Genomic DNA, 14,645 nt, shown 5'->3' on the forward strand with positions numbered 1-14,645 from the left:
GAAAAGGAAGTCTCATGATTTTAAATGATGAACAAAAAATGGTTCAGGACATGATGCGAAGCTATTCGCAAGAAAAACTGAAACCAACGGCTGCAGAGCGTGACAAAACGGCAGCATTTCCTGCACAAGAGCTAAAGGAACTTGGTGAGCTGGGTGCTTTAGGCATGACGGTTTCTGACGAATGGGGTGGTGCAGGTTTAGACTATGTGTCTTTGGTTGTTGCCTTAGAAGAAATTGCTGCAGGTGATGGTGCGATTTCGACGATTGTCAGCGTACAAAACTCACTGCCATGTGGCATTACGCAGCGTTATGGTACAGAAGCACAAAAAGAAAAATACTTAAAAAAATTAGCCACTGGCGAATGGTTAGGTTGTTTTTGCTTAACAGAACCACAAGTGGGTTCAGATGCGAGTGCATTGGAATGTAAAGCGGAGCGTGATGGTGATGAGTGGGTGTTAAATGGCACCAAGCAATTTATTACCACAGGAAAACATGCCCAAGTTGCCTTAGTTTTTGCGGTAACGGACAAGTCTGCAGGTAAAAAAGGGATTTCGTGCTTTTTAGTACCAACGGATGCGCCAGGTTATATCGTATCGCGATTAGAAGACAAAATGGGTCAGCATTGTTCCGATACAGCAACTATTGTTTTAGATGACTGTCGTATTCCTGCGGATAGTCTTTTAGGCCAAGAGGGGGAAGGCTATAAAATTGCCTTATCAAACCTAGAGTCAGGTCGAATTGGTATTGCTGCGCAGTCTGTGGGTATGGCCCGTGCGGCATTAGATGCGGCTGTTGAATATGCCAATGAACGCAAGGCATTTGGGGTGGAGATTGTACAGCATCAGGCCGTGGCATTTCGCCTAGCAGATATGGCCACCCAAATTGAGGCGGCACGCCAATTAATCTTCCATGCAGCGACTTTAAAAGATGCCGGTTTTCCATGTTTAAAAGAAGCCTCAATGGCGAAACTTTTTGCATCGACGATGGCTGAACGAGTGTGTTCAGATGCGATTCAAATTCATGGGGGCTATGGTTATGTATCTGATTTCCCAGTAGAACGAATTTATCGTGATGTGCGTGTCAGTCAAATCTATGAAGGTGCGTCGGACATTCAACGTCTGGTGATTGCACGTGAAGTAACCAAAGGATAGCTGGTTAAGAAATAGACTTTGGTCGATGTTCAAACCCTGCAATGGCGTTGATGGTTATGGAAATTGCAGGGCACATCCAAACATGGTTATCTAGGTATAGACAGTCTAAAAATAGGTAGTTTACGAATAGATTGTCGAAGAGTATAAGTTTCAAAACTAAAAAACCGACATTGCAATCGGTGTATGGAAAAGCAGTTAAAGCGGATGTGGCAAAGGAATCGTCACTAGTACGCAGTGGTACAACAACAAGATGAATAAACCTCAAAGTCTTGCACTTTGAATCATAGAGAACAGGATAGGAATTGTCGTCATGAAGACACTAGAACAAGCATATCGTGATTTTAATTTTGAAAAGATGGTTACAGAACAATTGGTCGGTACGCCAAGTTCAATCAATGCTTATGATGAATGTTGTGGGCGCTATGTTGGGCAAAATAGAACTGCGCTGATCTGGGAAGGTAAAAATGGTGAATCTGAGCAATGGACTTTTGAGCAATTAGATTTAGCTTCTGCACAATTGGCAAATTATTATCAGCGCATTGGACTGAAAGCAGGTGATTGCATTGCAGGTCTATTACCCCGTACAGCAGAGTTATTGATCACCGTATTGGCAACATGGCGTATAGGGGCAATTTATCAGCCTTTATTTACGGCATTTGAGTCCAAAGCGATTGAGCATCGGGTGCAAACTGCGGGAACAAAGCTGATTGTAACCAACACTGAGCAACGATCAAAACTCAATCATATTGATTTACCACATATTTTAACCGTGCATGCCGATCAAGCGATTCAGACAGATCCTGACTTTTGGTCAGAGCTGCAACTTCATGACACCGCATATAACTCAGTACCCCGTTCTTTTGATGATGAATTTTTAATGATGTTTACCTCAGGGACGACGGGTTTAGCCAAGTCTGTACCTGTGCCACACAAAGCGCTGTTGGCATTTAAAGGATATATGACACATGCGGTTGATTTGCGTGATGAAGATTCATTTTGGAATTTAGCAGATCCGGGTTGGGCTTATGGTTTGTACTATGGAATTGCAGGGCCTTTAAGTTTAGGGCACAGCATTATTATGGATGAACGTGCTTTTAGTGTTGATCACGCACTTCAAGTCATCAAAAAATATAAAGTCAGCAATTTGACCGGTTCACCAACGGCTTTTCGTATGTTCTTTGGGTTTAAAGAAAAATTTGATGAATCCATAAAATCACATTTACGGGCTGTGAGTAGCGCAGGAGAGCCACTAACTCCCGAAGTGATTCAATGGTTTAATCACGACTTAAACGTCAATATTTATGACCAATATGGACAAACGGAACTTGGAATGGTGATTGCAAATCATCATGCTTTAGAACACTACAAAAAAGTGGGTTCAGCCGGTTTTGCTATACCGGGCCATCGTTTCGCGGTGCTTAATAAAGATTATCAAGAAATTGAACGTGGTGGCATTGGAACATTGGCATTAGATTGGTCGCAATCTCCACTCATGTGGTTCACAGGCTATGGCGGCAATAACCGTAAAGCCTTTGTCGGGAACTACTATTTAACTGGTGATACTGTTAGGTTAAATGAAGAAGGCGGCATTGATTTTGTGGGTCGTGCTGACGATGTCATTACAACGTCAGGCTATCGTGTAGGGCCTTTCGATGTGGAAAGCACATTATTAGAGTGCGAAGAGGTTTTAGAATCGGCAGTTGTCGGTAAGCCTGATCCTGAGCGTACAGAATTGGTCAAAGCTTTTGTGGTATTGAAACCACAATATCAAGCAAGTTCAGAACTCATGGATAAGCTACAAGCCTATGTGCGATCTCGTTTATCCAAGCATGCTTATCCAAAAGAAATTGAATTTGTAGATGGGTTGCCTAAAACATCGAGTGGAAAAATCCAACGTAATCTGTTGAAACAACAAGAAGTGGCCAAAGCGCAATTAATGCAAAAGGTCAGTTAAGTTTAGGCTGAGATGGATTAAAGGAAAGGCTGCGTACATGCAGCCTTTTTTGATTTGCTTATCTGAAGTTGGATAATAATTATTTTTGAGTTTGCAATTTTAATGCTGAGACATCGGTAAATGTTTTGGAAAGCTAATGAGGCAAAGCTGTGCAGAAATAAGTGCACAAGCAAACATGACTGTGACTAAACCTAAGCTGCCAAAATTACTAAATTTACCGGTTAAAGTTGTAATGATCGCACCAAAGCCAAATTGTAAAGCACCTAATAATGCAGATGCTGTACCAGCATTTTTATGCTGAAACATAAGAGCCAAATGGCTTCCGGTAGGCATAATGAAACCTAAAAGTGCAACGGCGATAAATAGTGCGCTACAGAAGAATATTAGATTTGAATAGCCTAAGCATTGTGCAAGGAGCAATACAGTCATAATGAGTAAGAAACTGCTGTTCATGATTTTATAGGCATTCAGTGGTCCAAATTTTTCATGCACTTTGGGGTTAAAGATTGCAGCAGCAATTAAACCAAATGCATTGAATGCAAAGAGCAGGCTAAATTGGGTAGAACTCAACTGATACTCACTGATAAATACACTGGCTGAACCAGCGATATAGGCAAAGAAGCCAGCTTGTGCAATACACAGTGTGAGTGAGTAAATGATGAACTTACGATCCCTGATAATTTGCCCATATAATTTGATGGTTTGTGAGAGCTTGAATTGTTGACGCAATTCCACTTGACGTGTTTCAGGGAGTAGCATTGCAACGGCTGCCAATACAATCGCGGCATATACGGCTAAAAAAATAAAAATATTTCGCCATGAACCTAAAGCCTGTAAGCCATCGCCAATTAGAGGTGCAGCCACCGGTGAAAGGCCTAATATCGCCAAAACCATTGACATCATTTTGCCCATTGCCGGGCCTTGAAACTGATCTTTGATAATCGCAAAGGCAATCACCATCCCAATTGAACCACCTAAACCTTGAATAAAGCGAATCCATTGTAATTGTTCAACGCTTTGTGCAAATGTGCAGCCGATCGAGCCTAAAATATAAATCCCTAAACCTAAGTAAATAAGCGGCTTACGGCCAAATTTATCCGATAGTGGGCCATACATCAGCTGGCCAAGCATTAAACCCACAAAAAATGTCATCAAACTCAGTTGGATCGCACCTTCGCTACTCCCTAAAGATGTTGCCATAACGGGAATGCTTGGTAGGTACATATCAATACCTATCGGGCCGATGGTTGCGAGTAATGCAATGAGTATGGGCATTGCACGTGTATTTGATGCTGTCATAATGTGGTTGGATCTTGTGGAAAGCAGCGCATTCTGAAACTTATCGGTTTCCTAAGTCAAAGAGAGCAGCATTGGCAAAACTAGGCCGTCCTTTGGTCATGTCGGCAGAACAGCGGCGTGCAGAAATTTTTTCTATTGCAGAACAACTCTTTGGTGAGAAGGGCTTTGAAAATGTCACCATGTCTGAAATTGCGACCGCAGCAGGTATGTCTAAAAAAACGCTATATGTGTATTTTTCTGATAAACGTGAACTGCTTATTTCATTGGTTGAGTCGTCCTATATCTGGACTGAAGATGCTTTTGATGCCAATAGTTTAGATCGTGTGTTGGCCTTGCAAAATCAACTGAAGAAAATCGCTGAGCATGTCCTGTCCGAGCGGCATATCAAGTTGTGCCGACTGGCGATCGCAGAGCGTGTTGGGGTTGATGGAATAAGCGATACGTTTTATGAAAAAGGCATCGCCAAAAGCCGAGATCAGTTGATTCATGCTGTGAGTCATATTCCAAGTGCCCAATTTGTATTGAACTTAAATGCAGATATCATGGCGGATATGTTATTTGGTGCGACCATTTCGAAGCCTTTCGTCGATTTACTATTTTTAAATCAGCAGATAGATATGCAGCAGGTGACTATGGCAATTGAACAAAGTATTCAGGCTTTGTTTAAAATGTGAATGCCTAAATTTTCATAGCAAAATTGAATGTTTATTTTCGTCCTTATCTTTGGATTGCTCGTTATAATGGCCTCGGTTTTATGTTTTAAATGAGATAGCAGAACATGGATGCACAGCTCGATCTAGATTCAGACATGGAATTAAGTGATGATGAAATGCATCTATACAGCCGTCAAATATTGCTTGATGGTTGGGACATCGATGCGCAAGAGAAGCTAAAACTTGCCAATGTACTCATCGTGGGGTGTGGTGGGATTGGGTGTACCACAGCCGAATTATTGGCACGTGCAGGCGTCGGACAAATCACTTTGATCGATGCAGATCGAATTGAAATCAGTAATTTGCAACGACAAATTGCTTATACCAAACACGATGTAGGATTTTATAAAGCTGAAATTTTGGCTAAACGCTTACAAGCGATTAACCCGCATATCCGAGTGCAAAGCTATACCAAAAAATTAGATGAAAGCAACGCAAAGGCATTGATTTCACAGCAAGATTTGGTTCTCGATGGTTGTGATAATTTCAGCACGCGTTATTTGGTCAATGTGAGCTGCGTAGAAAATAATGTGGCGCTGATTAGTGCTTCAGCGATTGGTTTCCAAGGGCAACTGTTTATGGTCGAAGGAAACGCTGCATGTTATGAATGTCTATTTCCAAAAGAACAACAAGCCAATGAAAGTTTGCGCTGTGCAGACTCGGGTGTGCTTGCAACCACACCAAATGTTATGGCAAGTTTGCAAGCTCATCATGCCTTGCTCTATTTGGGTTTAGGAAAGACAGTATTGAAACAAAAACTTTTGTTGTGGGATGGTCTGTCAATGAAACAAAAAATTCTCGCTTTTGAAATAGATCCCGATTGTCCAATCTGTCAGGCAAGATAAAGCAGCAAGCCCTTATTTTTTTGCTACACTCACGTTAATTATTTTTTTCTAAGACATTATGAAAAACAATATCTGGTTAGATGGAATTCGCTCGGTTGCCCGAATGGGTGAGACCGCAGTCGTTGCGGCAAAAGCCGGCTTTAAATATGCAACTGAAAAACCAAGTAACGCAAAACTCATGCGTGAAACTTTTGAATCACTGGGTTCAACCTATATTAAATTAGGTCAATTTATTGCAAGTACACCTTCTTTATTTCCACGTGAATATGTAGAAGAGTTTCAAGGTTGTTTAGATCAGACACCGTCACTGCCGTTTAGTTATGTGCAGCAGGTATTGGCTTCAGAATTTGCTGGTCGTAATTTAGATGAAATATTTGCTTCAATTGATGAAAAGCCTTTGGCTTCTGCATCGATTGCACAGGTGCATGCCGCTAAATTGGTCACTGGTGAAAATGTTGTTATTAAGGTGCAAAAGCCGGGTGTCGAGACGATTCTCTATACAGATTTAAATGTCTTACATTGGGCTACTAAACTGGTTGAAAAAGCTGTACCCAAAGTTAAATTTGCCTCACTTGCAGATATTGTTGAAGAAATTAAAGTTCGCATGGTACGTGAGGTGGACTTTATTGAAGAAGCTCAAAATCTTGACGACTTTGTGAATTATCTGAACGTAACTCAAAACAAAGCCGCAACAGCACCAAAGGTTTATCACCAATATTCAACACGTCGCGTCTTAACCATGGAGCGTTTATACGGCGTACCATTGACTGATTTTGATGTGGTCAAGAAAGTCGCTAAAGATCCATCGCAAGTTTTGGTGACAGCGATGAATACATGGTTTGGCAGCTTGATGTTATGTAACAGTTTCCATGCAGACTTACATGCAGGCAACCTGATGCTGTTAGAAGATGGTCGAGTAGGCTTCATCGATTTTGGTATCGTAGGCCAGTTGAAACCTGAAGTGTGGACAGCATGTATTGCGTTTATGGATGCCCTACAAAAAACTGACTACAACTTGATGGCTGAAAACATGCTGAAAATGGGCATGACGGCTGTCAAAATTGACACACAAGTCTTAGCTGCCGACTTAGAGCGCTTATTTAGCGGTGTGCTTTTGGCCGATCCGCAAGAGTTATTAACCTCAAATCCTGCCGATTTGAATGACATCATGATGGATATGGTACAAGTCGGAGAGCGTCATGGTATTCGCTTCCCACGTGACTTCGCTTTATTATTCAAACAAATGTTGTACTTTGACCGCTTTATGCGCATCCTTGCGCCATATACTGATATTTATGCAGACCAGCGTATTCAAATGGTGCAGACTATGGACCCTAATTTATTGTTGAAGCAATAATTTAGCCGCAAGATATAAATAAAACCCTCCTTCTTTAACAGGAGGATTTTATCGATGTTTAAGATTTTAATTTGAGTGTAAGAATGGACGCAATTATCATTGAAGGTTTGAAAGTTGAGACTGTCATCGGCTGTTTCAATTGGGAGCGTCAGATTATTCAGCCTTTGATGCTCGACCTCAATATTCAAACTAGTTTAGCGCAGGCGGCTCAGTCAGATGAGCTTGAAGATACCTTGAATTATGCTGAAATTTGCGAAATATCAGCCAAAGTCATTCAAACTGCTCAACCTAAATTGATCGAACATGCAGCAAAACTGGTGATTGATGCACTTTTCGCTACCTATGACAGCATTGAATCTATTATGATTAGCATCCGGAAGCCTGCCATTATCGCGCAAGCCAATTCTGTAGGAATTCGTCTTGAACGCCACCGAAACGATTTTCGCCCTAGCTCTGGCGAGTAATTTCAATCCCAAACCTCATTTTCAACAGGCTTTACGTCAAATTCAGGCTTTGGGTCATGTTGAATTTTCCAAAATTTATGTGATTCCTTGTCGTGATGGCATTGGGGCGGATTATTGGAATGCAGCCTGTTTGGTGAAAAGCAGTTTATCTGTAGATGAAATCAGCGCCTTACTGAAAAAAATGGAAGCAGACTCAGGTCGTGTTCGTCCGTCTCATAATATCGCTTTGGATCTGGATCTGATCGCGTGGGGCGAAAGCTTAGCGTACATGCAGTTTAATCCGAAAAAACTGCCTTTAGCACTCGATGTTAAAATACCAATGTTCGACATTTGGAAAAATAAGATGTTTGAACATCCAGCACATCAATTTCCTATGGTGAGTTGTCAAAAAGTTTTAGTGGATTGAGCGAATGAAACGCAATGCTTTCAAAACTCATGACGTATATTTCAAATGTCCCTAAATATCCCAAGTAGACAATAACAAAAAATATTCAAATCCTGTCATGGTATGCGCTAGCGTATAGGTTGTCGCAGGATTACATTATCTTTTTAGCTTCAAAATAATGATATGAACTGGACGGATCTGATTCAGCACTATGGCTATATTGCGATTTTTATTGGCACGTTGTTTGAAGGAGAAACAGTGCTGATGATTGGCGCCTATGCCGTACATCAACACATACTTCATTTTCCAGTGTTGATTGCAGTGGCGATGTTGGGCAGTTTTATTGGCGATCAGTTTTATTATCAAATGGGCGCTCGCTATGGGCAAAAACTTATCCAGTCGAATGTAGAATTTGCACAAAAATTCGATCGTGCGAGCCAGTTTATTGAACGTTATCCTATTTTGACCATTTTATTTATGCGCTTTGCTTGGGGTTTTAGAACCATTTTACCTATTGCAGTCGGTGTGCGTACTTATCCTGTTTGGAAATATGTGCTGATTAGTCTGGTTGCCTGTTTTATTTGGGTAATGTTGGTCGCAACGATTGGCTTCCAAATCAGTCATTATTTACATCTGTTTTGGGCGAAAATGTTGTCTTATCATCAAGATATTTACATCGTTATTGCCGTTATTTTATGTATCGTATTCTTCCGTGTGCTCTATACGGTGTTGAAGTGGTGGCGTAAGCATCATCAACATTGATAAAGTGAACGTGGTTGATCTGATAAAGTCGTCAAAACATAATTAAAAGATTTAAAGGGATATTTAGTGAGAGCAATATGGGCTTAGGTTATGGTGCGGGTGCGGGAGGTTTCCTTATTATTTGCTTTGCGATTTTGGTGCTATTTATCGTCATTGCAATTTGGTTGAGTTGGAATAATTGGTATAAAAAGCAAAAAAATCGACCATATAAAGTAAATGCGGCACTTAAAATTGGTTTATCTGGCGTATTGTTTTTCCCTTTATTTGTTGCAGTAACGCTTGGATTGTTCGTGATTTCAGATCTTATTTCTGACTATGCAGAGTGGCAGCATCAAAAGAAAATTCATATACAGTTGCAGGAACCCTTAAACTATGGAGAGGTTGTACTGCCTGAAGGCACGTGGATTAACCGATCATTTGAAACCGATTATACTCTGGAACAGATGACTGATATTCGTCAAGGTTTGACATCGGCTCGTTTTCCACAGCCGATTCAAATAGCTAGATTTGATGTTATTGCATTTGAGCTGCATCGTCATTTATTGCTTGAGTTGGTACATGATCAAACCGTTATGTTGAATAACCAAAAAGAAATTTGTCCGGCAGGATGGCTACTTGAGTTAGGTGGAGCAGGTTATCCGTCCACTGCACAACGTTATAGTTTGAATTTTGATTGGTTTACACCAAGTCGATGGCAGCCTATAAACTGTTTTGATGGTGAAGGAATTATTGTATTAAAGTCAAAAGATTTCTCATAAAAAAGCCTGCATCATTGCAGGCTTTTTTTTTCACTATTTATAAAACTTAGCGAAAATCATTAAATGTAATAACTGGTTTTGGTCATCAGCTTAGAAATACCAGTCATGGCAATACGAACTGGAACAGGAAGGTCTACACCACCTGCATTGAGTGCTGTATCACGGTGATGCAGCTCATCTTCATTCATTTGCACTAAGATTTTACGTGAACGTTCGTCTTGTTCAGGAAGTTGGCGGATGTGATCTTCTAAATGCAGGCTCACTTGACGCTCAGTTTCAGCGACAAAACCTAAGCTGTATTTATCACCGGCAATACCTGCCAATGCACCCATCCCAAAAGAAAGGCCGTACCAAACAGGGTTGAGCAGACTGGTATGGCTGTCTAATTCTTTTAAGCGGTCTTCACACCAAGCCAAATGATCTTGTTCTTCAATCGCAGCTTGTTCCATTTCACGGCGTACATTTGGAAGTTTCGCGGTGAGGGCTTGGCCATGATAAAGCGCTTGAGCACACACTTCACCACTATGGTTGACCCGCATTAGACCTGCCACATGGCGTGCTTCGCTGACTGCAAGTTGCGTTTTTTCAGCAACAGACGGGTTTTCACGATGTGCAGCCGTTGCTCCGGGAACTAAACTACGTAAGGCCTGATCAAATGAGTGAATAAGTTTGTCGACACCTGTAAATTGACGCATGGATTAATCCTCCAGAGAGACTTGCGTAGTTTGAAGCAAAGGTTTGATGCGTAATAGCAGCCAAATACAAAAGATTGCACTGAGCACTGCGGTTATACAAAAAAGTATCTTAATATCAATCTTTAAAACACTCAGAATGATAATTGAAAATATAGCAGAAGATACCATAAATACCGCATTTAAAATGTTGTTTGCGGCAACGACTCGCGCACGATGTGAGCGTGGAGAGTAAGCTTGCATCATTGCATAGAGCGGAACGATGTAAAAACCACCACTAATACCCAATAAAGTCACGGCAATCATGACATGGTAATAGCCCCAACCTTGATGAAAAACTTCTGAAAGGGTAATAAGTGGGCCAGTTTGAGTCGGGACGAGGGTCAAACTAAATGCTAAATACAGTGCAAATACCGTTAAACCTACAGCACCGATGGGAACCATCTTAATATTAACTTGAGTTCCGCCCAATTTACGACAAAGCAATGAACCTACGCCCACACCCACAGAGAAAAAAGTCAATAGCAAGCTAACGACATTTTCAGAGGCATGTAGGTTTTGCTGGGTCATTTGTGGAATTTGAGTGAGGTAGGTAGCACCATAAAACCAATACCACGAGTTCCCCAATAAAATGGTAAAAATCAGCGGTAAACTTTTGGCATATTTCATCGTTTGGTAACTGGTACGAAAAAAGTTCCAATCGATTTTTAAATCAGGTGTTGTGACATTTTGCTTAAGAATAAAACGACTGGTGATATAACCTAAAATGGCGATGGTCATTACGGTCAGGCTGATCCACATTAAATTGCCTTGAGATGAAGCAATCACTGCACCGCCCAAAATCATCCCGAATAAAATTGCCATGGATGTTGCAGATTGGAAGAGCGCATTGCCTGACATCAGCTCATTGGGCTTTAAAATTTCAGGCAAAATTGCATATTTGATTGGACCAAAAAATGTCGAATGGGTCCCCATCAAAAATAAAGCCAGCAACAATAACCATAAATGACCGGTCAGAAAGCCAATACTGCCGATGATCATGATGATAATTTCTAAAATTTTGATGCCACGGACAAGTTGTGAACGTTCAAACTTATCTGCGATCTGTCCCGCTGTCGCTGAAAAAATAAAGTAGGGTAAAATAAACAATAATGCAGCTAGATTGTTTAGCGTGCTGATGGGTAATGCCTGTTGTTGGATTAATCCATAGGTGATGACCAACAATAAAGCCTGTTTATACACATTGTCATTGAGCGCCCCAAAAAATTGGGTCAAAAACATAGGCAGGAAGCGGCGTGTACCTAGCAGATGTTCGTTGTTATTCATAAGTGTCTTGCTACATTAAGTTTTATTAAGAAATGTGAGTGATTGGTAAAATCTCTAAAAAATCATGTAATATGTTTTTTGAGTTTGGAGATGGCGAAAAACCAATAGATATAAGATCTTTAGCTCTATATCTGGTTGACTAAGTCCATTACATAATGAAATTTGTTAGAGTTTGCTATGCCTGCAAAAATCAAGTTTAAAAAAACATTGCTTCATCACAGTATAGCTCACTGCATACGACAGCATCATAGCAATAAAAGTCTATATATGAGCATCTTTTTGACCTTGTGTGCTCAGCATAGTTTCGCCCAAACTCCCGCAGAAACGGTTGCAACATCTGCAGATACAAAATCAGAGATTGTTGCTGAAATCAAGGATGAGGCTGTAAAGCAAGGGCTATCGACGCCTGAAGCAATTGAAAAAATTGAAAATATAAATGAACCAGAAGAATCTGTTGATAGCATGAAAATGCTGCAAGAACAGCAGCAAGCAGGAACACAACTACAAGAATTTAAACCCATTGAGTTTGAAGATTTAGAAAACTTACCCGTGACACCTGTTGATCAAAACATGGCGAATGAAATCTTCCAAGTTGCTGAAGAAGCCAAACGTCAAGCACAGGAGTACCGTGCAATAAAGCAAACAGAAATTGCTGTTGCGGATATTACCCAAAAAGAGTTAACGGAAATTAACCAAGCGCCAGTCAATATTGATCAGCTCATGGGTGAAATTCGTTCGGATAATGAAATTACCGCGACACGAAATGAAAATGCCAATACTCTGCAAGAGCTGCATAACCCAACAGTTGAGGATGATGGAGAGCCGGGAATTTTCAAGCGCTTATTATATAAAGTACGTCCGCCACGTCAGATGAATACGGCAAAAGTGCCACGAATTAGTGCGGATGTTGAAATTACCTCAGCACATAACACCAGTCAAACGTCGAGTAAGGCCTACGGTGCGGCACTGGAAGATCTCAAAGCCAATATTAAAGGTAAGCTTTCAGGTTTTACTCAAGAATCCTTTAGTGATTTTCCATCGGCTTTGCCTCAATTACGTAGCTTGTCCAATCAAGCCGCGCAAGCCGTGGGTTTCTATCAATCAGAATTCAAATTTGAAAAAGTCTCTGACAGCAAAGTTCGTGTATTGGTTACACCAAATACGCCTGTGCAAATTGAAAAACAGAATGTTGAATTTTCTGGGGCTGGGGCGAACCAAGCTCAGTTTCAGGTGATTGGTGTTTTACCAGATCAGGAAGAAGGTGACATTCTTAATCATGGTGAATACGAAACGACGAAAGGCCGAATTAATGATGCAGCAACTAATAACGGTTATTTCGACTCGTACTGGCGTTTGCACGATGTAAGAGTGGCTCAACCACAAAATACAGCCGATATCAATTTGCGCTTTGAGACGGGTGAGCGTTATAAGCTTGGCGAAGTCGAATTTCGAATGAGTGATCCTAATGCAGAGTTTCCATTGGATCGCGATATTTTAGAAAGTTTGGTGACGTGGAAAGATGGTGCTGACTATACTTTCTGGCGTGTGAATGGTTTGGCTAATAACTTGACCAACTCTCGCTATTTTAACTACACCTTGGTTGATTCAATTCGACCAGACCCGATAGAAAAGCCACTTGAATTGCCCCCGGATATTCAAACCTTGGTCGATCAAAATCAGTTGTCAGAAAGTTCACAAGTAGTGAAAGACAAAACGGAAGTGATGTCGAATAAAGAAGTGACGCAAAAAGTGGTTAATGAAGACCAATTTGCGGGGGTGAATGATGTAGAGCAATCCTCTAAATTACGCAGTTTGCAAGATACGCAAGATGCTAAACAAGTAGAACAAGAACGTTTAAAAGCGCAAGCACGTGAAGATAAAAAAGTCCCTGTGATTGTGACACTAAATGCAGATAAGTTGAATAGTGCAGAAATTGGTGCTGGTTTTGGTACCGACACCGGTACACGTGTTCGTGGCCAGTATCGCCGTGCCATCGTGAATAAACGTGGTCATTCTTTTGACGCCAACATGGAAGTATCCAAAATCCGTCAATCGATTGATGGACGCTATAACATTCCATATAACCACCCATTAAATGACTATGTCAGCTTAGTCGGTGGTTATGAACGTGAAGAACGTGATGATGTCGGTCAAGGTGTTAATCTTTCCATTGAATCTGCTGTAGCGGGTGTGGACCGGATTATTAAAAACCCCCGTGGTAGTTGGCAGCATACCTTTGGTTTACGTTATCGTTTGGACCGTATTACTGATGACGGACTTAATCCTAGTGATGACATTCCAGATGCATTCTTGGTGAATACCAACAATGAACAACAGTCCTTGATGTTTGGCTATGAAATTTCTCGAACCGACTCTGATAAACGTGTGAATCCGAGTAAAGGGATCAAGCAAACCTATAAAGTTGAAGTCGGAAGTGAAAGCTTACTTTCAGATGCTGATATGGCGATCTTGAATGCGGGCTGGCGCTTTATTTATTCGTTGGGTGAAAATGATAATCACCAAGTCGTTGGGCGCAGTGATTTAGGTTATATTCTGACAGAGAACTTTGATAAAGTTCCTTATAACTTACGCTACTTTACCGGTGGTGACCAAACCATTCGCGGCTTTGACTATAAGAGTTTAGCGGCCGAAGAAAATGGCTATAAAATTGGTGGTCAAGTCTTGGCAACGGGTTCATTAGAATATAACTACCAATTTAAAGAAGGCTGGCGTGCTGCGGTCTTTAGTGACTTTGGTAATGCGTACGATAAAGACTTTAATACACCGACTGCATATAGCGCAGGTGTGGGGATTCGTTGGGCTTCTCCAATTGGCCCAATTCGTTTAGATGTCGCTACTGGACTTTCTGACGACAGCAAACCAATTCGTTTACATTTCTTTATTGGTTCACAATTATAATTTTTAGGTGATGTGTTTTT

The 14,645-nt window shown here is 41.0% G+C and carries 13 protein-coding genes; 10 read left to right on the forward strand and 3 right to left on the reverse strand.

Annotation, left to right across the window (positions count from 1 at the left end; genetic code table 11):
• The first annotated feature begins 14 nt into the window (after positions 1-14).
• Together FTU17_RS07895 and FTU17_RS07900 are read left to right on the forward strand one after the other, a co-directional pair.
• Positions 15-1,151: an acyl-CoA dehydrogenase family protein gene (locus tag FTU17_RS07895; RefSeq protein ID WP_078193952.1), complete on the forward strand. Its 1,137-nt coding sequence runs from the start codon at positions 15-17 to the stop codon at positions 1,149-1,151.
• 310 nt (positions 1,152-1,461) lie between these two features.
• Positions 1,462-3,105, forward strand: coding sequence for an AMP-binding protein (locus tag FTU17_RS07900; RefSeq protein ID WP_180135060.1), 1,644 nt, complete (start codon positions 1,462-1,464; stop codon positions 3,103-3,105).
• A gap of 99 nt (positions 3,106-3,204) precedes the next feature.
• Here the strand turns inward: FTU17_RS07900 and FTU17_RS07905 are convergent, their stop codons facing one another.
• On the reverse strand, positions 3,205-4,404 hold the full coding sequence (locus FTU17_RS07905) for a multidrug effflux MFS transporter (protein ID WP_257227376.1): 1,200 nt from the start codon (positions 4,402-4,404) through the stop codon (positions 3,205-3,207).
• 71 nt (positions 4,405-4,475) lie between these two features.
• On the opposite strand from FTU17_RS07905, the gene FTU17_RS07910 reads away from it, so the two are divergent.
• The 7 genes from FTU17_RS07910 to FTU17_RS07940 all read left to right on the forward strand — a co-directional run bounded on the left by FTU17_RS07910 (position 4,476) and on the right by FTU17_RS07940 (position 9,688).
• Positions 4,476-5,078, forward strand: coding sequence for a TetR/AcrR family transcriptional regulator (locus tag FTU17_RS07910; protein ID WP_180135061.1), 603 nt, complete (start codon positions 4,476-4,478; stop codon positions 5,076-5,078).
• 104 nt (positions 5,079-5,182) lie between these two features.
• Positions 5,183-5,962 (forward strand): HesA/MoeB/ThiF family protein, encoded by a 780-nt coding sequence (locus tag FTU17_RS07915; RefSeq protein ID WP_180135062.1) that lies wholly within the window; start codon positions 5,183-5,185, stop codon positions 5,960-5,962.
• Positions 5,963-6,020: 58 nt separating this feature from the next.
• Positions 6,021-7,319 carry an AarF/ABC1/UbiB kinase family protein gene (locus FTU17_RS07920; protein ID WP_180040380.1) on the forward strand — a complete coding sequence of 433 codons (1,299 nt, stop codon included), beginning with the start codon at positions 6,021-6,023 and terminating at the stop codon, positions 7,317-7,319.
• Between the two features lie 83 nt (positions 7,320-7,402).
• Entirely contained in the window at positions 7,403-7,783 is a 381-nt protein-coding gene (gene folB / locus FTU17_RS07925) for a dihydroneopterin aldolase (RefSeq protein ID WP_168377722.1), read from the forward strand.
• A complete protein-coding gene (locus tag FTU17_RS07930; protein ID WP_180135063.1) occupies positions 7,740-8,189 on the forward strand; it encodes a 2-amino-4-hydroxy-6-hydroxymethyldihydropteridine diphosphokinase in 450 nt (149 codons plus the stop codon). Before folB ends, FTU17_RS07930 begins: the two co-directional genes overlap by 44 nt.
• 162 nt (positions 8,190-8,351) lie before the next feature.
• On the forward strand, positions 8,352-8,930 hold the full coding sequence (locus FTU17_RS07935; protein WP_257227377.1) for a DedA family protein: 579 nt from the start codon (positions 8,352-8,354) through the stop codon (positions 8,928-8,930).
• Positions 8,931-9,007: 77 nt separating this feature from the next.
• A complete protein-coding gene (locus tag FTU17_RS07940) occupies positions 9,008-9,688 on the forward strand; it encodes a hypothetical protein (RefSeq protein ID WP_180022028.1) in 681 nt (226 codons plus the stop codon).
• 59 nt (positions 9,689-9,747) lie between these two features.
• Here FTU17_RS07940 and coq7 read toward each other — a convergent pair whose 3' ends face one another.
• On the reverse strand, positions 9,748-10,383 hold the full coding sequence (gene coq7 / locus FTU17_RS07945) for a 2-polyprenyl-3-methyl-6-methoxy-1,4-benzoquinone monooxygenase (protein ID WP_078188555.1): 636 nt from the start codon (positions 10,381-10,383) through the stop codon (positions 9,748-9,750).
• 3 nt (positions 10,384-10,386) lie between these two features.
• Positions 10,387-11,706 (reverse strand): MFS transporter, encoded by a 1,320-nt coding sequence (locus FTU17_RS07950; protein WP_078188554.1) that lies wholly within the window; start codon positions 11,704-11,706, stop codon positions 10,387-10,389.
• Between the two features lie 177 nt (positions 11,707-11,883).
• On the opposite strand from FTU17_RS07950, the gene FTU17_RS07955 reads away from it, so the two are divergent.
• Complete coding sequence (locus tag FTU17_RS07955) at positions 11,884-14,625, forward strand: autotransporter assembly complex family protein (RefSeq protein WP_180135064.1); 2,742 nt, start codon at positions 11,884-11,886, stop codon at positions 14,623-14,625.
• Positions 14,626-14,645 lie beyond the last annotated feature (20 nt).

The organism is Acinetobacter sp. YH12070, assembly GCF_013419625.1.
In the GTDB taxonomy this organism is placed as follows: Bacteria; Pseudomonadota; Gammaproteobacteria; order Pseudomonadales; family Moraxellaceae; genus Acinetobacter; species Acinetobacter amyesii.

Bases quoted from the DNA above. Each gene is read 5' to 3' on its own strand.
- FTU17_RS07895 (WP_078193952.1), top strand. From the start codon at position 15: ATGATTTTAAATGATGAACAAAAAATGGTTCAGGACATGATGCGAAGC.
- FTU17_RS07900 (WP_180135060.1), top strand. From the start codon at position 1,462: ATGAAGACACTAGAACAAGCATATCGTGATTTTAATTTTGAAAAGATG.
- FTU17_RS07905 (WP_257227376.1), bottom strand. From the start codon at position 4,404: ATGACAGCATCAAATACACGTGCAATGCCCATACTCATTGCATTACTC.
- FTU17_RS07915 (WP_180135062.1), top strand. From the start codon at position 5,183: ATGGATGCACAGCTCGATCTAGATTCAGACATGGAATTAAGTGATGAT.
- FTU17_RS07920 (WP_180040380.1), top strand. From the start codon at position 6,021: ATGAAAAACAATATCTGGTTAGATGGAATTCGCTCGGTTGCCCGAATG.
- folB (WP_168377722.1), top strand. From the start codon at position 7,403: ATGGACGCAATTATCATTGAAGGTTTGAAAGTTGAGACTGTCATCGGC.
- FTU17_RS07935 (WP_257227377.1), top strand. From the start codon at position 8,352: ATGAACTGGACGGATCTGATTCAGCACTATGGCTATATTGCGATTTTT.
- FTU17_RS07940 (WP_180022028.1), top strand. From the start codon at position 9,008: ATGGGCTTAGGTTATGGTGCGGGTGCGGGAGGTTTCCTTATTATTTGC.
- coq7 (WP_078188555.1), bottom strand. From the start codon at position 10,383: ATGCGTCAATTTACAGGTGTCGACAAACTTATTCACTCATTTGATCAG.
- FTU17_RS07950 (WP_078188554.1), bottom strand. From the start codon at position 11,706: ATGAATAACAACGAACATCTGCTAGGTACACGCCGCTTCCTGCCTATG.
- FTU17_RS07955 (WP_180135064.1), top strand. From the start codon at position 11,884: ATGCCTGCAAAAATCAAGTTTAAAAAAACATTGCTTCATCACAGTATA.